The sequence below is a fragment of the Guptibacillus algicola genome (assembly GCF_020171805.1).
GTDB lineage: Bacteria > Bacillota > Bacilli > Bacillales > Guptibacillaceae > Guptibacillus > Guptibacillus algicola.
The window spans coordinates 74,263-92,278 of sequence record NZ_JAIVAF010000007.1 but is presented as its reverse complement, the minus strand read 5'-3'; the positions used below and the strand labels follow the sequence as shown (position 1 = coordinate 92,278).

The following is an 18,016-nucleotide window of genomic DNA, read 5'->3' as shown; positions in this document are numbered from 1 at the left end:
GGGTTCCGCTAGTTGCGGGTTCATAGTTAATCTGCACTAACTGCTTTTGAGGCACTGACTGCCGAAAACGTAATTGTCACAGCGCATAGTAAGGCAATGACAAGAAAACCTTTTGCAAGTGGCCAAAATTCCCAACCGTCTATAAATACAGAACGCATCGCTTCAAATAAGTATGTTGTAGGATTGATGACCGTCGCTACTTTTAACCACCCAGCTTCAATTAACTCATATGGCACAAACGTCGTGCTCAAGAAGATAAGTGGAAAGAATATAAACGTACCTGCCTGTGCCGACTGCGCATTTTTTGTTCGTAAAGCTATTCCTACAGAGTACCCCGCAAAAGCAAGCCCCCATCCTAGCGTTAATAATAAGACGACGAGGATCCCACCAAATCCTGCTGCCACTTCAAGTCCTAGAAGATATGCGATGATTAGAATAAGAATCGTTTGAATCAATAATTGAAGCATCCCCGCAATAATAGGACCAAGAACGATGGCTAGACGGGAAGAAGGTGTTAACAACAGCCTAGAGAAATATCCTGTTTCAAGATCATTTACTAACGCCTGACCAGCACCTCCTGCACCTCCAATCGCTGCTGAAACGATCGACACAGGTAGTATAAACGCTAAGTAGTTCGCCCCTTCAAATGCTGGAAGCTGTGAGATGCCACTTAACCCGCCTTCATAAACCAATAAGAAGAAAAGACTAATGATCAAGTTAGGAATAAAGATAAAAGGATTCCTAAGTATCGTAATGATACTTCTTTTCGAGTGAATCAACGTATCAACAAAGAAATAGTTCTTTTTATCACTCATATTCTCACACCCTTTCCTTTTCCTCATTCGTGACATTAATAAATACGTCATCAAGAGAAGGGGGCTTTACATTGATCGTTTTCGGTGAAAGGTGTTGCTCATCTAAGTTTCTTACAAGTTCAGGGAGAAACTGCGTTCCATTCTCTGTATAAATCGTCACTTCTTCTTTTGAATGCTCCATATTCTCACCTATCCCATATAGAACCTTACTTGCCTGTTCAGCTTCTTCTGTTGTTTCAAAGGTTAACTGTATGGCATCAAAACCAAGCGTTCTTTTCAATTCCTCAGCACTACCTTCAGCAACGATTCTTCCCTGGTTGATGATACTGATGCGATCTGCTAATTGATCTGCTTCTTCGAGGTATTGCGTTGTGAGGAAAATCGTTGTTCCTTCTTCTCTATTCAACCGCTTAATCTCTTTCCAAATCGCTTTACGATTCATAGGATCTAATCCGGTCGTAGGTTCATCCAAGAATAGGACTTTCGGGTTATGCACTAATGTCATAGCAAGATCTAACCTTCTCCTCATACCTCCTGAATACTTTCCAGAAGGTCGGTCAGCATCGCCTGTTAAATCCACTAGTTCTAATAATTCAACTGCTCGCGTCTTCGCTTCTTTTTTTGAAAAACCAAATAACCTTGCTTGCATTTCGATCAGTTCACGACCAGTCAGAACTGAATCGATTCCTGTTTCTTGAAGCGCCACTCCGATGTTTCGCCTCACACCCTCAGGGTTATCTTTAACGTTGATCCCACCAACAAAAATTTCTCCCTCTGTTGGTTTGACCAACGTTGTAAGGATTTGGACAGTCGTGGATTTTCCAGCACCATTTGGACCAAGAAATGCAAAAAACTCACCCTCTTCTACTTCAAAGCTAACTCCTTGTACTGCTTTGACATCGCCTTTATATGTTTTTGTGAGATTTTTCACTTTGATCGAACCATCCATCTTTCAATCCCCCTTCTACAGGTAAAAAAATACACTTATCAACCAGTTTTGATAAGTGTTCATCGTGTTAGTTTTGTTTTTACTTTTTCGTGATAATTAGGCGCTTGCGTAGATAATCTTTCTTTCATAAGTTGATCGTACTTTAGTTGTTTTGCAGATATCTTTCTTTTAATCTGAACGTTGTCTTCTTCGTCGTTGCAAGACTCTAGAAGTTCTTTTAGAGTGAAAAGCTCTTTCCTCAACTCAGTTTCTAGAGGAAGATAACCACTGTTCTTTAATACTTTATAAGCGATTCGCAATTCTTCAGGAATGCTAGACAAATCTTCTAGTTTCTGTGGTTTTCCTTTTCCGGGGAGATCATTGAAATCTCCGTTCTTTATAGCAGTTTTTATTTTATCCTCCGCTATAAGCCAGGCTATATCCAAGATCCATTCCTCCTTTAAATTATTATCCAGTTTTTACGTTGATTTGTCATGACATATGGGCAAAAAAATTTCTCTTATTAATTTGTAAATATCCCTTTTCAGATAAAAGTGATGATGTTACCATAGTCAACGGTTGGGATTTCAAGAAAACTCCTTATACGAATACGATATAGAGAAAGGATGTTTCACATGCATATCGATAGCAAAGGTTGGTACGTAGAAGAACTTAAAAAGCAAGATGTACGTTACATCGAAGGACGTAAGATCGAGAAGTACAAAAAACACGTTCTTAGAAGTCTTCTAGAGCAACAATAAGACAAAAACGGGGGCTTTCCCCCGTTTTACATAATCAATAAATACAAAGGGTTTGATACATAGGCACAAAACCATCACTCCGCCATTGGAGCGGGGTGGACAGAACCCCTAGTCCGTCCGCATTATACCTTCCAACAACTCGTTGATAAACGAGCAGCTCATCTATTCCATCACGTTGATAATCGATTGGATATACGCCGCCTGGCGCATTCACGTATCCGCTAATCGGTTCCTTTAACTTTCCATCTGAATTGTAAATCTCTGATAAATACTCCTCTCCTTTATACAATAAACTCACAATATACGTTTTATTAAGCGTCTCATTTCGTATTTCTGCCTGATAGTAGTCTAAATATTTTACTGTATAGGTAAAAGCATTTGTGAAACTCTCATTATCAAAAAGCAACCTCAGATTTTGCTGATCATAGGAATATAGAAAATCATACGTAATGCCCCCACTTCCGCCAGAATCAGTCCTAACAAGGATTTCTTTCACATTCTGTGACGTAAATCGCCCGAGGTACAGTGTTGGGTTATACCCACTACTCCCAGGTAATGCGAATGAAACCTCATTATGATCCCTTCCATCTTTAATCGTAAGCACAACCTGATCGACTAGCGGTGTATCTGGAAAAGGATTCGTGCCCGTCAAACTCACCACATCTGGAATTCCATCTCCTGTTACATCTCCAACCTGTTGATCAATCAATTTCCGTTCTCTATTCAAACTTCTCCCCCCTTATCAACTTAATATATATGTTGAAAAGCCAGTTTCTTTTCGTTGTAATACGGTGTAAATAGATATAAACTAAATCAGATAAATAAGGAGAAATGAGGGGAACTATGAAGTCTGATTTTCATAAAGAACATGCTATAGGGATTGCAAGTGGAGCTGGAGCATACCTTCTATGGGGAATACTCCCTTTGTATTGGAAACTTGTTTCAGAAGTGCCCTCTGAAGCCGTGCTGGCACATCGGATTATCTGGTCGTTTGTGTTTATGATAGGGATTTTGCTTATTTTAAGAAAGGGCTCTTCCTTTTGGAGAGAACTCATCCACCTATCCAAACAACCAAAAAAAGCCGTATCGATCACGTTTGCTTCTCTTTTCATAACAATAAATTGGTTCGCATTTATTTGGGCTGTTAACAATGATCATGTGATTCAAACGAGCCTTGGATACTACATAAATCCTCTTATTAGTGTTCTTCTTGGTATCCTTTTTCTAAAAGAACGACTAACATTCTGGCAGTTCATTTCCGTCCTCCTTGCTACTATTGGCGTCTTGAATCTCGTGTTTCAATTCGGAGAAATCCCATGGGTATCTTTAATCCTTGCAATGAGCTTCGGTCTTTATGGACTACTTAAGAAAACGGCGAAATTAGGAGCAATGATAGGACTCGCAATCGAAACGATGTTGATTACACCTTTTGCAATCATCTACCTCGCTTCCACAACAAATAGTATGTCTGAAGCAATTTATGCGAGTGATGCTACAGTAATGCTCTTACTGTTTGGTGCTGGTATCGTTACTGCCATACCCCTATTGTTATTTGCTACAGGGGCCAACCGCATCTCCCTTTCACTGATTGGCTTCCTTCAATACATCGCGCCTACTCTTATGCTGATTCAAGGAGTTTTTCTATATGGAGAATCCTTTACAACTGTTCACGCAATCAGCTTCTCACTCATATGGGTCGCGCTTCTAATCTTTACACTTTCAAAAACGAAACTATTTCGTCGATTGGAGCCATTTCATCAAAAACATTCTTATGGATCGTCATAAAGAAACCCCCAATAAGCTTAGGTAGCTTCCGGGGGCTTTTTACTGTTTAGATACCTGCCTAAATGGCCAGAGACGGGTCGTAACTGACTTTGAGTAATGAGCGATTGTTTTCTCTTTTTTAAAGAAATAGTCATCAGAAAGAGTATCTTCTAGGATGGTGAAGGCTGCTTTTTGAAGTGGCCATCTCTCATGCTTTATATCGCCTTGAAACACCTTTCCTTTATGAACGATAAATAAGCATTCCCGTTCCGATAACCAGAAATCAAGATGTCCTCTTTTGGATTCATAAGGTTCACTTACCGGTTCATATCTGATTTGAAAGTGACTTTGCTTTGCACCACGATGGGTACGAACACTACTAAAGTGAAACTCACCATTCTGCTGAAACATAGTTTGTTTAGCTCGATAGTAAGGAAGGTGAAAGAATGATCTCGCAATTAAAACTCCTAAATCATGACTAGCATCCAGGCTAAAAAAGAACACGCCCCTTTGATTTCCGTATTTCACATACGTTCTGACGTTTAGTTCTCGTAGATTAGAAGCAAATGGAACAGATGGCAAACCTCTGAACCGTATCCCACTCATTTCAAACGGTACGATCCCAATCCATGCTTCACCATCAAATGTATCTACACCCAACTCTTTAGGCAGTAGTGACTTTACCAATGATGGTTCGACAGGCCAATGTAAAAAGAGTAAATCGCGCCACGTTTGCTTCATTATCCAACTTTTACTATGATTCATAAGGTTTCCCTCCTACTACTCACTAGCTTACCCCATGTTTCATTACCCTTTCCATTGATAGTAGGTCAGAATAAATAAAGAGCAAAAACTTTGTATAACGATCCGTCAATGTGATAACGTTCAATTAGAAATAATGAATGACCATTCATCAATACATGGAGGGATTATTAATGGCAAAACAACAACAAATTCAACTGGCTAAACGACCTGAAGGAATGCCTACAGATGAGAATTTTAACTTTGTAGAAACAGCTATACCATCACCCGAGAAAGGAGAAGTACTTCTTAAAACGCTTTACCTATCAGTAGATCCATATATGAGAGGAAGAATGACGAGTGCAAAGTCATACATTGCACCGTTTCAGATTGATGAAGCGATTAATGGCGGCGTGATTGCAGAAGTAATCGAATCCAAATCAGATAGCTTTAAAGAGGGCGATGTTGTTATCGGACATTTGGGCTGGCAGGAATATTCAGTTGCAGCAGACAAAGATATCCGTAAAGTCGACCCAGAAGCTGCTCCTGTAAGTACACACCTAGGTGTGCTAGGTATGCCTGGTCTTACTGCTTACTTCGGCTTACTAGACATTGGTCAGCCAAAAGAAGGGGAAACAGTCGTTGTTTCTGGTGCAGCTGGAGCAGTAGGTTCTGTCGTAGGGCAAATTGCTAAGATTAAAGGCTGCCGAGTTGTAGGGATCGCCGGTTCAGACGAGAAAGTAGATTATATTACCAATACGTTAGGCTTTGATGAAGGCATCAATTACAAAACTTCAAACGTCTATAAATCACTCAAGGAAGCTTGTCCTGACGGCATCGATGTTTATTACGAAAACGTCGGTGGTGAGATTGGTGATGCAGCGATCAGCTTATTAAACAAATTTGCACGTATTCCTGTATGTGGAGCCATTTCTTCTTATAATAAGAAAGAACAAGATCTCGGACCTCGCGTACAAACAAAGCTAATCAAATCAAGTGCGCTCATGAAAGGATTCGTTGTGGCTGATTATGCAGACCGCTATCAAGAAGGTGCAGAATCCCTCGGTAAATGGTTAAAAGAAGGACAGCTCACATACGAAGAAACAATCGTTGAAGGATTCAATCGCATCCCTGATGCGTTCCTTGGACTATTCGAAGGTAAAAACCTTGGGAAACAAATTGTGAAAGTCGCAGATCCAGACATTGCAGTACTTCCTCATAACTAAAGAAAGTGCCCGCTCACCTAAAGAGCGGGCTTTTTTTGCTTCTTAACCTAACACGATGGTTATCTGTCCATACAAAGAGGAATAGTATTTACCAATAATCTATTTTTCTTAGGGGGCCAACAATGGGAAAATTACTCCTTAACGTTATTGCTTACATACTCGTCATTACGGTGAATGCACTTGCAAACATCATACCGCTCAACGGACAAACAACAGGAGAAATATCAAATAAACTCAACGTCTTGTTCACACCTGCAGGTTATGTATTCAGCATCTGGAGTCTTATCTATCTACTACTAGGATTATGGATCCTTCGTCAATTTCCTAAAAATCGAAGAAACCTCCCTGTTTATCAAGAAACAAGTAGTCTGTTTGTTTTAAGCTCCCTTTTGAATAGCCTTTGGATCTTCATGTGGCATTACGAGTATTTTGGTGCTTCTGTAATCGTCATGATTTTATTACTCTTAACGCTCATGCGTCTTTATATGAAAGCCAAAGAGGCAGATGCTTCGTTTTTCGATCTCTTACCTTTTTCTGTATATTTAGGATGGATCAGCGTTGCTACCATTGCGAATATAAGTTACTTTTTAACATATATCGATTGGAATGGTTTTGGTCTCTCAGCCTCTTTTTGGACCATCCTACTAATGATCGTAGCAACTGTACTCGCTCTTTATTTCTTGTTCAACGAAAACGACTGGGTGTATCCACTAGTGATCGTATGGGCACTGATTGGAATCGGGGTTCAAAACAAGGACGGTGACGTACAGGTAGTCGTTTTTACCGCTTATTGTCTTTCAATCATCATTGCACTCATGACTTTGATTTACTTGGTGAAGAAAATCAAGAAATAAAACAATCCCCTTTCCATATCGGAAAGGGGATTGTTCTATCTTATGCGAGTGATTTAAAGTCTTGTCCAAGTATTTCTTTCATACTATGCACCGTAATGAATGCCTTACGATCAACATTACCTACATACTTCTTCAGCTTAAGCAGATCTTTTCTTCCAAGAATCGTTGTGATTACTTCTTTTTCATCCGAAGTAAATGCACCACGAGCTGTATGAATAGTTGCGCCTTTACCTATTTCATTAACGATGAACGTACGGATTTCTTCGCTCTCTTTGCTGATAATAACAATTTCTTTCTTTGCCTCAAAGGTTTGAATTGTATAATCGATCACAAATCCATTCAGAATAACACCAAAGATGGCATACATACCAATTTCAGGACCAAACAAGAAAATGGAAAGCATTGCGATCGAAATGTCTGAGATCAATACACCTTTACCAACTTCGAACGAAAAATATTTGTTTAAAATCATTGCGATGATATCAGTACCACCTGTAGATGCTTTTTGATGAAAAACAAGTCCCATCCCTGCAGCTGCAATACACTGTCCAATAATTAATTGAATGAGAATATCCTGACTAAATGGCTGAGTAACTGGGATAAATCGTTCGAACAACCAAACAGCTAACGATAAAGCAAAGCTTGAATAGATCGTTTTAACTCCAAATTTAGGACCGAGAAACAGAATTCCAACTAACAAAAGCACTGCGTTTAAGATGATCATGAACATACCGACAGACAAGTTTGGGACCATATGATTCATCAAGATCGACAAACCGCTGACTCCCCCTGTTGCAAGACTGTTTGGAGAAAGGAAAAAATGTACGTGGGTAGCTACACCGAGCGCCCCCAGAGTGATAAGCAGATATGTTTTGATGTGATGAAGCATCATGTATCCCTCCCGTTGTTTTGTTTTCGTTTCATAAGCACAATCGGGATTATAATAGGGATTCATAGGTTTGTAAACAGCTTAAACCTAAGATTTAATAAGCAAGCGTTTCCAGTTTTAAAATAGGTACTTATTACTATAATATTTATGTGTTTCGACAAAAATTAGCATATATATTCAAAATTATCTAACTAAATCTACAAATTTTACCTTCTCTATTTTTTCAATCAAACGTTTGTTTAACACCTGTAATTTCACTTGCGTTCTTTTACTAATTCTACCTTTCACGATTTAATCGTGGTAAAGTAGAGGCAAAAGACACGAAAGGAGCTTTCCCTTGGTCATCACATCGATCATTATTCTGGTAGTCATCATGACGATCATTATTGCGGCTGCCTTCGGTCTGGCTGTTTCCAAAGGATATAGCGTCAAACATACAGTGGATCCGCTCCCTGAAGATAAAAAGTATTCTCATGAAGAGGAGGAATCAATAAATGAACGGACAGAACAGAAGTAACATTGAACCAGGTAAACAAGTTGAAATCGTATTAAAGAAAGACCAACGCACAGGGAAGGTAACGAAAGGCATCGTAAAAGATATCCTAACGAAATCTCCTACACATCCGCACGGGATAAAGGTTCGTCTTGAAGATGGACAGGTCGGCAGGGTTAAAAGCATACTATAGAAGTAAGAGAGCAGTTTTTACCTGCTCTCTTTCTTTTACTTTATTAATGGTGATTTTTTTCCGCTATAAAAGACGGTAAGTTCATGAAGTGCTCGCGTGCACCCTACGTACAACAATTTCGCATCCTGCGCGTTATCTTTGTAGAACGTTTCTGAGACATCAGCTAATATAACCGCATCGAATTCTAATCCCTTTGTGAGGTAGATCGGTGTAATCGAAATCCCACCTGAGTATGAGCGATCATCTACTGTGATCAAATTTGCTTCAATGTTTTCCTTTTCAATTTCGTTGAAAAGAAGCTGACATTCATGCGCTGTCCTACCGACAATCGCAATTGTCTTCATCCCGCGTTCTTCCATCTCTTTAGCCGTTTCAAGTAACTGTGGTATCCGCTCATCGCTGATGTGATGCTCCTTCACGCTTTTACCACTTCGAAACACTGGGGTTGCAGACTCTACAGGTACGTTCGCATGAGAAATGATGTTGTTTGCATACTCTATGATTTCAACAGTTGATCGATAGCTTTGTTCAAGTTCCATATAAAGTTCTCTTCCCTGAAACAGATCCCTAAATTCACTCCAATTATGAATCCCCTGATATCCATGAATACCTTGTGCTAAATCACCGAGTATTGTAAAGGACTGGCTGCGATTCACTTTCTGTAGCAATGCGATTTGAAATGGCGAGAAATCCTGCGCTTCATCTATAACTGCATGCTGAATCTTATCGTCATCATTTATTCCAAACATCATGAACTGTAAATATAACAGAGGTGCAAGGTCTTCAGATGAGACCATCTTTTTTCTTAACCTCTTCTGTGTGTGCTTAACTATTTCATTCGGTAATACACTCGCATCTTCCGTACCTACTGACTTGTTTTGAAACAACATTTTGTAGAATGAAAATGCGGTGTGCTTTGGCCATTGCTTAAAGTATTCTGTCAGTTCTTTATTTGCAACTTTACGATATTCTTTTTGAAGGTGACTTCCCTCTATTTTCTTCACTTCGTCTTTTATCCAAAGTTTGATGCGGTTCATCAACATCTCACGTTTTTTTCCGACGGGATACACAGAGAGATCATTCATCCAAGTCGTAATCTTATCAGAAGAAATGAACGCTCCCTCCCATGCGACGAACTCGCCAGGATTACCAATAGATTCTGAGAATAATCGAAGTGAATCGTCAATCCACTCCTTAAAGTGAATCGATCCTTTTAATCTGCCTTCACTCTCATCGAAAGATGGCCGTTCTCCTTCATCACTGAACCATTTCGTGATCTGTAAGTTTGAATCGTCTAGCGATACCTTGTCATCTAGTTTTTGAATGACCCAGTCTGCAAAGGTAGCTTGCTGTATTCCTCCTACTCCAAGCTCAGGAAGCACACCAGAAATATAGTCAAGAAACATGCGGTTCGGTGCAAAGATGATCATGCGGTCCGCAGTGATCGTTTCACGATATTCGTAGAGGAGATAAGCGAGTCTATGAAGAGCAACCGTTGTTTTCCCACTACCGGCCACCCCCTGAATAATGAGAGGGGTCGTTCGTTCAGCTCGTATAATATCATTTTGTTTAGCTTGTATCGTTGAAACGATATCTCGTAGCTTGTTATCTTTCGTCTCACTTAATCGGTACAGCAAATACTCGTCTGAACCCGAGAGATCCTCGCTACCTTCGACATAAGAGTCGACAACTCGTTGAAGCGTTTGATCGCGTATTACGATATTTCTCTTCAACTCGATATTACCTTCTACGACGCCATCTGGGGATTGGTAGTACGCTTCTTCCTCCCCACCAGTAAATGAATAAAACATGCTTGCTACAGGTGCTCTCCAATCTACTACTAGCGTTTCCTGCGTTTCATTATCAGCAACGCCTACCTTACCTATGTAGTAAGCTTTGGAATCTTTGCTGTCTTCTTGAAAATCCATCCGAGCAAAATAAGGTTCTTTTGCTGCAATCTGTAGTGACGAGCGGTTCTGTTCACGAATACTTTCAAGGACTTGTTCAGTAACATCATCACCAGAATATTTCGGATACTGTTTAAGTTTCTCTCTTTGTTTATTAATCTCCGCAGCGATTTGGCTGAGTTGCTGCTTCTCTTCACGATAGGCACTTTGAATTCGTTCATCCAATTCAGTTACCTCCTTTAGAGATATTTATCTCGATAGTAGAGACAGAAATCTTATATTATCACAAATACGTCCAAACAACAGTATGTTTTCGGAAAATTTTAAATTCGTCTCATCCTCATAAAAAAGCTCTTGCCGCAAACACCGACAAGAGCCTCTTCTTTTAAACGCTCACAAGATGGCTTTCTTTTTCGAATTCATGAACTGCTTCTTCAAACACTCGTAACCCTTCATCGATCTGTTCTTTTGAAACGATGAGCGGTGGTATCATTCGAATCACTTCTTGATGTTTTCCGCAAAGATAGAACAGCACACCTTTTTCTAACGATAAATCTAGGATCCGCATCATCCCATCTCCATCTGGAGCACTTGTTTTGGGATCGATGATTTCAATTCCAATCATAAGACCTACGCCTCGAACTTCGCCGATGACAGAATGTCTAGATTTAATCTTAGCCAACCCTTCAAGAGCATATGCTCCCATATCTCTTGAATTTTCTAGAAGGTTCTCTTCTTCTATCACATCAAGCGTCGCTAATGCCGCTTCACATGCGATCGGATTTCCACCGAACGTTGTTCCATGGGTTCCCATCGGCCACTGGCTCATCAATTCTTTCGACGCAACGGTCGCACTAAGTGGCATACCGGAAGCTATTCCTTTTGCGATCGCCATAATATCGGGTGTTACATCAAATGTTTGGGCCGCGAACCAGTCACCTGTTCTTCCAAATCCAGTCTGAACTTCATCAAAGATAAGGAGGATGCCATGACGGTCACAGATTTCTCGAACTTTTTGTAGCCATTCTTTCGGTGGAATAATATATCCACCTTCCCCTAGGATCGGTTCAACGATCATACATGCTACCTCTTCTGGTGTAACTTGATGATCAAATAGACGCTCTACGTCCTTTTCAAGTTCAGCCACGCAATATTCTGCAGGGTTTTGGTCTTGTGGGCAAGCCTTAGCATCTGCGAATGGAAGTTGATACGTTAATCCATTTGGTTGTAGAAACTTACGGTATTTACTTTTAGATGTACTTACACCTAACGCACCAAGAGAACGTCCGTGAAAGCATCCTGTAAATGAGACGACGTATTGGCGCTTCGTCACATATTTTGCTAACTTTAGCGCGCCTTCAATTGCCTCTGTACCGCTGTTGGCGAAGAAAAAGCAATCAAGGTTTGGCGGCATGATGCCACCAAGACGCTCAGCTAGATCCAAAATCGAGTCATACATAATGACGCCTGATGGGCCGTGCATGAGGGAATCTGCGCCTTTTTTAATCGCCTCGACAACCTTTGGATGACGGTGCCCTGTATTTGCTACAGCAATTCCTGACGTGAAATCTAAATATTTCGTTCCATCAGCACCATAATAGTAGCAACCTTCTTCCTTTACTACTGGAAGGTTTGGATGATCTTTCGCCATGCTTGGTGCTAATAGTTCTGACATTCGGTTATATCTTTCTTCAAATGATGAATTCATAGTGTCCTCCTTAAGGTGTCAGTTAAAAGAAAAAGTGAGCCATTACCACGATGATTGGCAATGTAATAATCGTTCTTTGTATAAAGATAATTGCTAGTTCAAGAACAGAGATAGGAATCTTTGATTTCACTAGCAATATACCGATTTCAGACATGTAGATAAGCTGTGTTAACGATACCGCTGCAATAACAAAGCGAGTAAGTTCGCTCTCGATTCCAGTCCCAATAACAGCTGGTAAGAACATATCTGCAAACCCAACTAACATCGCTGGTGCCGCGGCTGCCGCTTCGGGAATTTGCATCCATTGAAGAACTGGGACGATTGGCATTGCTAAATACGTAAAGAAAGGCGTGAATTCTGCAATGATCAAAGCAATTGTTCCAAGTGCCATTACAAGTGGAATAAGTGCAAAGTAAATATCTAGAACGGTATGCACGCCCTGTTGAGCAACCTGTTTTACGCTTTTTACATGAGAAGCCTTCTCTAATGCCTTTTCTAAGCCCCATCTGTAATTAGATACACCTTCTGGTACATCTTCAGAAATTTGCTTACCTGTTACTTCATAATACGTATCTTCTTTTCTTGATAATGGAGGTATTCTTGGGCAGACAACTGCTGCAATCAGTCCTGCCACAACGACTGTAGAGTAAAACGGAATGAACATGTCCTCAAGTCCTATGAAACTAATAACTACTAAACTAAACGCGATTGAGTTGATCGAGAAGTTTGTGGCGATAACAGCAGCTTCTCGCTTTGTATAATATCCTTCTTCATATTGTTTTGTTGTAATGAGTACACCTACCGTACCTGCTCCCATCCAAGAGGCAAGAGCATCGATTGAAGAACGTCCTGGTAGTTTAAATAATGGGCGCATCACACGTTGAAGTGATGTACCAATAAAGTCCATCAAGCCAAATTCAAGAAGAAGTGGCATCAACAGACCTGCAAACAAGAACCAGGCAGCAAGCACTGGGACAAGCGCATAAAGCATTGTTCCGCCTGAAACATCTGAAATGACGAATTCAGGACCAAATTTGTATAGCGTCATGACTGCAAAAAGGGCACCGAGCATTCTTGTAGCTACCCAGAACCAATTCACATAGAATAGTTGTTTAAGAAATGGGCGAAGCATAATAGATTTCGGTTCAAATAATTTTGTAAATATAGGAATAATAGCAGAAATAATTAATACGGCTGTCATTAGCCCAGGAAGCACAGACTCAAGGCTTGCTTGAATGGATTCAGCCATAATCCCAACACCGATCGTAATCTTCCCTTTAAAAGGTATTGGAACAAGAAATAGTAGTACGCCGATTAAAGATGGAATCAAAAACCATAAGTAATGACTTAAAGGGTGATTTGATAGCTCACCTTTCCCTGCTCCTTCTAACGTATATTTGCTTTGTTGTTTCGCCTCCATTGGTCACGCTCCTCGATTTAATATTAATACAAATTCTTGCATAATAATTAAAAAGAAGCAAGAAGAGATTTACTCCTTTGCTTCTTTTTAATGCAAGATATGTGCCAATTGTCAGTTTATTCTGTATTTTTTCATCTTTCTCACCACACTAGGCTGGCTGATCCCTAGTGCTTCTGCCATTTTGGTAGTCGTCCTAAATTTTCGTTTTGCTTCTTCTATTTTCCTTTTTTCCACTTTTTCTAATGATTCTTGTAAGCTCTCACTAAAATTATTCATTTCTGAATAGGTATCCTCTTTCAACCGATACGGTTCTGGTAAGTCATCTAGATGAATAATAGGTGTATTGGACGTGACCACAACCCGCTCGATCAAATTCATTAATTCTCTCACATTTCCTCTCCAATCGAGTTGACTTAATTCATGCAGTACCTTCTTATCCATAACCCTCTTGCGATTGTATTGCTGACAAAATTTGTTTAGGAAGTTGTGAACCAGTGGAATGATATCCTCTCTCCTATCCCTTAATGGCGTAAGAGTAATCGGCACAACATTAAGTCGAAAGTATAAATCTTCACGAAATAACTTCTCAGATACTGCTTTCTCCAAATCTCGATTCGTTGCACTTACAAGTCGAAAATCTGAGTGAATCTCCTTTCTTCCCCCTACTCGATAGAATCTCTTTTCTTGAATAAGCTTTAACACTTTTACCTGGTTCGATAAAGACAACTCTCCGACTTCATCCAGAAACAGCGTTCCTCCTTCGGCAAGCTCCGCTAGGCCCATTCGTCCACCTTTTCTCGCTCCAGTAAAGGCACCATCTTCATAACCAAAAAGCTCTGCTTCAAAAAGCGATTCAGGAATAGCACCGCAGTTCACCTCTATAAATGGATGGTCCCTGCGCTCACTCTGTTTATGAATAAAACGAGCCATCTCCGACTTTCCTACGCCTGACTCTCCTAATAGAAGTACATTCACATCTACTCCGGAAATTTGCTTTGCTGTCGCTACTAATTTTCTTATGTCTTCACTTCGACCGATAATGCCATCAACTGTATCCTGCTGTGACTTCAGCCAATTGAGCTCATTACGAACTCTCTCCATCTCTGCCGACATTTCTTCCATCCCTGCTTTGATTTCCATCAGTTCGGTAACATCGTGAGAATAGCTAACGATGCGAATGAGCTTTCCGTTCTCATCATGTACAGGCAAGCCCGTAACGAGCAGTTTTTGGTCGTTTGGTCCTGTCTGGACAAACGTTACACGTTTATTTGACTGAACTACCTTAGGAGTAGCTAGAGGGGTGAACAAACCTTCTTTTTCAAGATCATACACGGACCTTCCCATTAAATCCTTTGTCTTTACGCCGTATACAGTTCCTGTCCCCTCACTCGCCTTAACTATGAAACCATCAGGATCTGTTACTAAAATATCATCTTGCAGTGAATGAAAAATTGCTTTGTATTCGTTCCAACTATCCATGGTGTCCTCCTGTTATTCATATCTGAATAGTTTCATCCCCATTGCTCTGATACCATTCTATATCACTACCTACAACTATTCATTTTTGAATAGTCTGACATTATATAGTTTAACACAGAATGATTCATTCAAGTTCGATCCTCTTTTTATTTTGACTTGTATCTTCATGTAGTTTCCCTAATAAATTCTTTGTTAAAAACGACTATGACAACCTCCCATTTGCGTAAGTTAGAAAAGTGTAGACCTTGTTAGGAGGGAGATGGAATAGGTGAATGAACAATACCCAACACTCACAAGTCTTGTTGATCCGTATGTGTATGAAACTCTTCAATCGATTAATGGCAGCATGGTTACTGTGGAAACGACGAGAGGATCATTACGCGGAGTACTGAGTACAGTCATGCCTGATCATATTGTAGTACAGGTAAATCAAGTTCCTTTCTTTATTCGTATCCAACAAATAGTCTGGGTGTTTCCTAACTAGTAAAAGACGGGAGGCCAATTATGTTTAAGCGTATTAACAAACAATTGATTGATCTTCCTATCCCTGAGCATGGCGACGCTAACGCGGCGGCAGCTGTACAAGATTTACTTGGGGGACGATTTGGAGAAATGTCCACCTTAAACAATTACATGTTTCAATCGTTTAGTTTTCGACAAAAGAAGAAATTAAAGCCCTTTTATGACCTAGTAGCAAGTATTACTGCAGAAGAATTTGGACACGTGGAGCTCGTCACAACATCGATCAACTTATTGACTAAGGGGAGCACCTTCCCTGGACCTCCTGACATCACCCCCCTCCAAAACGGAAAGGATGCCAGAAATACAGCACAGTTCGTTGCAACTGCTCAAACAGCACTAGGTGCAGATTCCATGGGAAACTCATGGCGGGGAGATTATGTATTCAGTAGCGGAAACCTTGTACTCGATTTAATGCATAATTTCTTCCTTGAAATTGGGGCAAGAGCCCATAAGATGCGCGTATATGAAATGACCGACCATCCTACCGCAAGAGAAATGATTGGCTATTTACTTGTTCGAGGCGGCACTCATGTACTCGCCTATGCAAAAGCGATCGAGATTGCAACTGGTACTGATTTGACTAAAATGTTACCGGTTCCTAACCTAAGTAATTCAAAATTCGACTATGCAAGGAAGTTTGAAGAACGCGGATTGAACAATGTTCTTTACACATGGAGTGATGGTGAATATCAAGGAATTCGTCAAATTTGGAAAGGAACAAACCCTGAAAACGGAAGGCCTTTAGAAGTGTTTGAAGGAGCACCACAAGGAGCTAAAATACCTAATTTAGATGATTTACCTGAAGAGTTTGCACCTGGCATTACAAAGGACCACTATGAAGAAATCGCTAAACGATTAATGCGTAATCTATAAAACTAAAGCACCTGCCATCCTTGAAGACGGCAGGTGCTTTAGTTCTTACCAGATCGATTCAACCCATTCAGGGTGATCAATGAAGGGGTTACGATTGTGCTGGTATTGATTATAAATAACGTCATTTCGATTTCTTTCAAAATTGTCTACAGGATCCATTTCGTGCCATGCTTTGAGTACTGATACTTTACCGATATAAGGAGTAGATCCGTTGCTTACCTGGTTGTTTACCTCAAGGTCTACTTCCCCACTATCTCCTTCGTACCGAACAGCCATGTAGAAAATCATTCTCGCAACATCACCTTTTACGCTGTCGCGAGGTTCAAAAGAATCACTATCGTAATAATTACCTGGTGCCTCTGAATTTGGAGAGCCACCATTATCAAAGTCAAGGTTTCCTCTTGAACCATTGACCGTTACATCAGTTGGTCGCAAATGATGAATATCTGTACCAGGACCCATTGCTGTTCCAAAATCACCATGTGACTTGGCCCATACGTGTTCACGGTTCCAATCATCAACATTTCCACCGTTCTCATATTTACTCTTAGACCAGCCACTGTAAAGCAAGATCACATTATTCGTATTGTTTGGATCTTCATCAGTTACTCGTAGAGCATCCCAAACCTGACTGTAGGAAAGTTCGGTATGGTCATCGATAATCATATGAAGTTCTGATTTTAGAGCACTACCTGTTTTTCCTTCAGCAGAGCTATAATATGTTTCATACTCTCCTCCAGATCCACCGGAGCCACCACTCCCATCGTTACCTGTCAATTCCATTGCAGTGACACTCTTCTCACCTGGGTGAGCGAAATAATCAGTCAACGATCCAGAAACTTTGATTTTTTCACCCATTAAACCAGGATTGCTCTTTAACCCATATTGACTTCTGAACTGAGATGGGATTTGGACAAACAACATGTCATCCATATTAGACTCCCCTGCTTGATCAGCGATAGCCATTGAATAATCATCCTGAAAGTTGCTTGTTGAAACAGAAGACGTGGATTCAGGTTTCCCAACGATATAGCCTTCTACCGTTACGCCTGTTTCTCCTTGGTTCACAATGCCTTGTGCTACAGAATAAGGTGATGAAGATGTTCCCGATCCGTTAGCATTTGAAGGTGTAATGGACATGTACAAAAATACTAGTGATAAGGCGATCATCAATCCAACAATCCCCAGTACACGATTCCGCGTAGTGCTCATTCGTAATTCCTCCCCCGATATAGTAGCCTCTTGACGGCTGACTCTAGCATAAACGTACACTATTAAGAGGACTGAAACACGATGTAAATGTTCCTTAATTTCTTCAATACTTTAGACCTAAACACGTCACAAGGATGACTTTTGAACTAGAAAAAGGCAATTTATATAAATTACCAGGATTTTAGACTCTCTTCGCCTTTCATCAAGTAGTTTTGTCATATATAATCAATG

At 40.3% G+C, this 18,016-nt stretch carries 19 protein-coding genes; 8 read left to right on the top strand and 11 right to left on the bottom strand.

Annotated features, from left to right (window positions below; genetic code table 11):
* Window positions 1-26: 26 nt before the first annotated feature.
* From LCM09_RS18790 to LCM09_RS18780, 3 genes are read right to left on the bottom strand one after another with little or no spacing between them, the layout of a single operon-like run.
* Complete coding sequence (locus LCM09_RS18790) at window positions 27-815, bottom strand: ABC transporter permease (RefSeq protein WP_224885014.1); 789 nt, start codon at window positions 813-815, stop codon at window positions 27-29.
* A 4-nt stretch (window positions 816-819) separates the two neighbouring features.
* Entirely contained in the window at window positions 820-1,764 is a 945-nt protein-coding gene (locus LCM09_RS18785) for an ATP-binding cassette domain-containing protein (RefSeq protein ID WP_224885011.1), read from the bottom strand.
* 59 nt (window positions 1,765-1,823) lie between these two features.
* Window positions 1,824-2,189, bottom strand: coding sequence for a DnaJ family domain-containing protein (locus LCM09_RS18780; protein WP_224885009.1), 366 nt, complete (start codon window positions 2,187-2,189; stop codon window positions 1,824-1,826).
* Between the two features lie 189 nt (window positions 2,190-2,378).
* Here LCM09_RS18780 and LCM09_RS18775 point away from each other — a divergent pair, with 189 nt between their 5' ends.
* Window positions 2,379-2,504, top strand: coding sequence for a DUF2639 domain-containing protein (locus LCM09_RS18775; RefSeq protein WP_224885007.1), 126 nt, complete (start codon window positions 2,379-2,381; stop codon window positions 2,502-2,504).
* A gap of 34 nt (window positions 2,505-2,538) precedes the next feature.
* On the opposite strand, the gene LCM09_RS18770 is transcribed toward LCM09_RS18775, so the two are convergent.
* Window positions 2,539-3,231 (bottom strand): YybI family spore inner coat protein, encoded by a 693-nt coding sequence (locus tag LCM09_RS18770; protein WP_224885005.1) that lies wholly within the window; start codon window positions 3,229-3,231, stop codon window positions 2,539-2,541.
* A 116-nt stretch (window positions 3,232-3,347) separates the two neighbouring features.
* Between LCM09_RS18770 and rarD the strand changes: the two genes are divergently transcribed.
* Complete coding sequence (gene rarD / locus LCM09_RS18765) at window positions 3,348-4,289, top strand: EamA family transporter RarD (protein ID WP_224885003.1); 942 nt, start codon at window positions 3,348-3,350, stop codon at window positions 4,287-4,289.
* A 39-nt stretch (window positions 4,290-4,328) separates the two neighbouring features.
* On the opposite strand, the gene LCM09_RS18760 is transcribed toward rarD, so the two are convergent.
* Entirely contained in the window at window positions 4,329-5,033 is a 705-nt protein-coding gene (locus LCM09_RS18760; protein ID WP_224885002.1) for a YqjF family protein, read from the bottom strand.
* Between the two features lie 170 nt (window positions 5,034-5,203).
* Between LCM09_RS18760 and LCM09_RS18755 the strand changes: the two genes are divergently transcribed.
* Window positions 5,204-6,235, top strand: coding sequence for an NADP-dependent oxidoreductase (locus tag LCM09_RS18755; protein ID WP_224885000.1), 1,032 nt, complete (start codon window positions 5,204-5,206; stop codon window positions 6,233-6,235).
* A 122-nt stretch (window positions 6,236-6,357) separates the two neighbouring features.
* Window positions 6,358-7,089 carry a TspO-related membrane protein gene (locus LCM09_RS18750; RefSeq protein ID WP_224884998.1) on the top strand — a complete coding sequence of 244 codons (732 nt, stop codon included), beginning with the start codon at window positions 6,358-6,360 and terminating at the stop codon, window positions 7,087-7,089.
* 40 nt (window positions 7,090-7,129) lie between these two features.
* On the opposite strand, the gene LCM09_RS18745 is transcribed toward LCM09_RS18750, so the two are convergent.
* Window positions 7,130-7,981: a YitT family protein gene (locus LCM09_RS18745; protein WP_318246535.1), complete on the bottom strand. Its 852-nt coding sequence runs from the start codon at window positions 7,979-7,981 to the stop codon at window positions 7,130-7,132.
* 334 nt (window positions 7,982-8,315) lie between these two features.
* Between LCM09_RS18745 and ytzI the strand changes: the two genes are divergently transcribed.
* Together ytzI and LCM09_RS18735 are read left to right on the top strand one after the other, a co-directional pair.
* The gene (gene ytzI, locus LCM09_RS18740; RefSeq protein ID WP_224884996.1) at window positions 8,316-8,495 is read left to right on the top strand and encodes a YtzI protein; all 180 of its coding nucleotides are present in this window, start codon (window positions 8,316-8,318) and stop codon (window positions 8,493-8,495) included.
* The gene (locus LCM09_RS18735; protein ID WP_224884994.1) at window positions 8,473-8,664 is read left to right on the top strand and encodes a YwbE family protein; all 192 of its coding nucleotides are present in this window, start codon (window positions 8,473-8,475) and stop codon (window positions 8,662-8,664) included. Before ytzI ends, LCM09_RS18735 begins: the two co-directional genes overlap by 23 nt.
* Window positions 8,665-8,699: 35 nt before the next feature.
* Here LCM09_RS18735 and LCM09_RS18730 read toward each other — a convergent pair whose 3' ends face one another.
* From LCM09_RS18730 to LCM09_RS18715, 4 genes are all read right to left on the bottom strand, one after another.
* Window positions 8,700-10,784, bottom strand: a complete 2,085-nt coding sequence (locus LCM09_RS18730; protein ID WP_224885144.1) for a HelD family protein — start codon at window positions 10,782-10,784, stop codon at window positions 8,700-8,702.
* 172 nt (window positions 10,785-10,956) lie between these two features.
* Window positions 10,957-12,279, bottom strand: a complete 1,323-nt coding sequence (locus tag LCM09_RS18725; protein WP_224884992.1) for an aspartate aminotransferase family protein — start codon at window positions 12,277-12,279, stop codon at window positions 10,957-10,959.
* 22 nt (window positions 12,280-12,301) lie between these two features.
* Window positions 12,302-13,699 (bottom strand): YjiH family protein, encoded by a 1,398-nt coding sequence (locus LCM09_RS18720; protein WP_224884990.1) that lies wholly within the window; start codon window positions 13,697-13,699, stop codon window positions 12,302-12,304.
* Between the two features lie 111 nt (window positions 13,700-13,810).
* Window positions 13,811-15,178, bottom strand: a complete 1,368-nt coding sequence (locus LCM09_RS18715; RefSeq protein WP_224884988.1) for a sigma-54 interaction domain-containing protein — start codon at window positions 15,176-15,178, stop codon at window positions 13,811-13,813.
* A gap of 268 nt (window positions 15,179-15,446) precedes the next feature.
* Between LCM09_RS18715 and LCM09_RS18710 the strand changes: the two genes are divergently transcribed.
* Both LCM09_RS18710 and LCM09_RS18705 read left to right on the top strand, forming a co-directional pair.
* The gene (locus LCM09_RS18710; protein WP_224884986.1) at window positions 15,447-15,662 is read left to right on the top strand and encodes a YuzF family protein; all 216 of its coding nucleotides are present in this window, start codon (window positions 15,447-15,449) and stop codon (window positions 15,660-15,662) included.
* A gap of 20 nt (window positions 15,663-15,682) precedes the next feature.
* Complete coding sequence (locus LCM09_RS18705) at window positions 15,683-16,573, top strand: manganese catalase family protein (RefSeq protein ID WP_224884984.1); 891 nt, start codon at window positions 15,683-15,685, stop codon at window positions 16,571-16,573.
* 45 nt (window positions 16,574-16,618) lie between these two features.
* On the opposite strand, the gene LCM09_RS18700 is transcribed toward LCM09_RS18705, so the two are convergent.
* Complete coding sequence (locus LCM09_RS18700; RefSeq protein ID WP_404800865.1) at window positions 16,619-17,785, bottom strand: endonuclease; 1,167 nt, start codon at window positions 17,783-17,785, stop codon at window positions 16,619-16,621.
* Window positions 17,786-18,016 lie beyond the last annotated feature (231 nt).

Excerpts from the sequence above, each read along its gene's own strand:
- LCM09_RS18790 (WP_224885014.1), bottom strand. The coding sequence starts at position 815 with ATGAGTGATAAAAAGAACTATTTCTTTGTTGATACGTTGATTCACTCG.
- LCM09_RS18785 (WP_224885011.1), bottom strand. The coding sequence starts at position 1,764 with ATGGATGGTTCGATCAAAGTGAAAAATCTCACAAAAACATATAAAGGC.
- LCM09_RS18775 (WP_224885007.1), top strand. The coding sequence starts at position 2,379 with ATGCATATCGATAGCAAAGGTTGGTACGTAGAAGAACTTAAAAAGCAA.
- rarD (WP_224885003.1), top strand. The coding sequence starts at position 3,348 with ATGAAGTCTGATTTTCATAAAGAACATGCTATAGGGATTGCAAGTGGA.
- LCM09_RS18760 (WP_224885002.1), bottom strand. The coding sequence starts at position 5,033 with ATGAATCATAGTAAAAGTTGGATAATGAAGCAAACGTGGCGCGATTTA.
- LCM09_RS18755 (WP_224885000.1), top strand. The coding sequence starts at position 5,204 with ATGGCAAAACAACAACAAATTCAACTGGCTAAACGACCTGAAGGAATG.
- LCM09_RS18750 (WP_224884998.1), top strand. The coding sequence starts at position 6,358 with ATGGGAAAATTACTCCTTAACGTTATTGCTTACATACTCGTCATTACG.
- LCM09_RS18745 (WP_318246535.1), bottom strand. The coding sequence starts at position 7,981 with ATGATGCTTCATCACATCAAAACATATCTGCTTATCACTCTGGGGGCG.
- LCM09_RS18735 (WP_224884994.1), top strand. The coding sequence starts at position 8,473 with ATGAACGGACAGAACAGAAGTAACATTGAACCAGGTAAACAAGTTGAA.
- LCM09_RS18725 (WP_224884992.1), bottom strand. The coding sequence starts at position 12,279 with ATGAATTCATCATTTGAAGAAAGATATAACCGAATGTCAGAACTATTA.
- LCM09_RS18720 (WP_224884990.1), bottom strand. The coding sequence starts at position 13,699 with ATGGAGGCGAAACAACAAAGCAAATATACGTTAGAAGGAGCAGGGAAA.
- LCM09_RS18715 (WP_224884988.1), bottom strand. The coding sequence starts at position 15,178 with ATGGATAGTTGGAACGAATACAAAGCAATTTTTCATTCACTGCAAGAT.
- LCM09_RS18705 (WP_224884984.1), top strand. The coding sequence starts at position 15,683 with ATGTTTAAGCGTATTAACAAACAATTGATTGATCTTCCTATCCCTGAG.
- LCM09_RS18700 (WP_404800865.1), bottom strand. The coding sequence starts at position 17,785 with ATGAGCACTACGCGGAATCGTGTACTGGGGATTGTTGGATTGATGATC.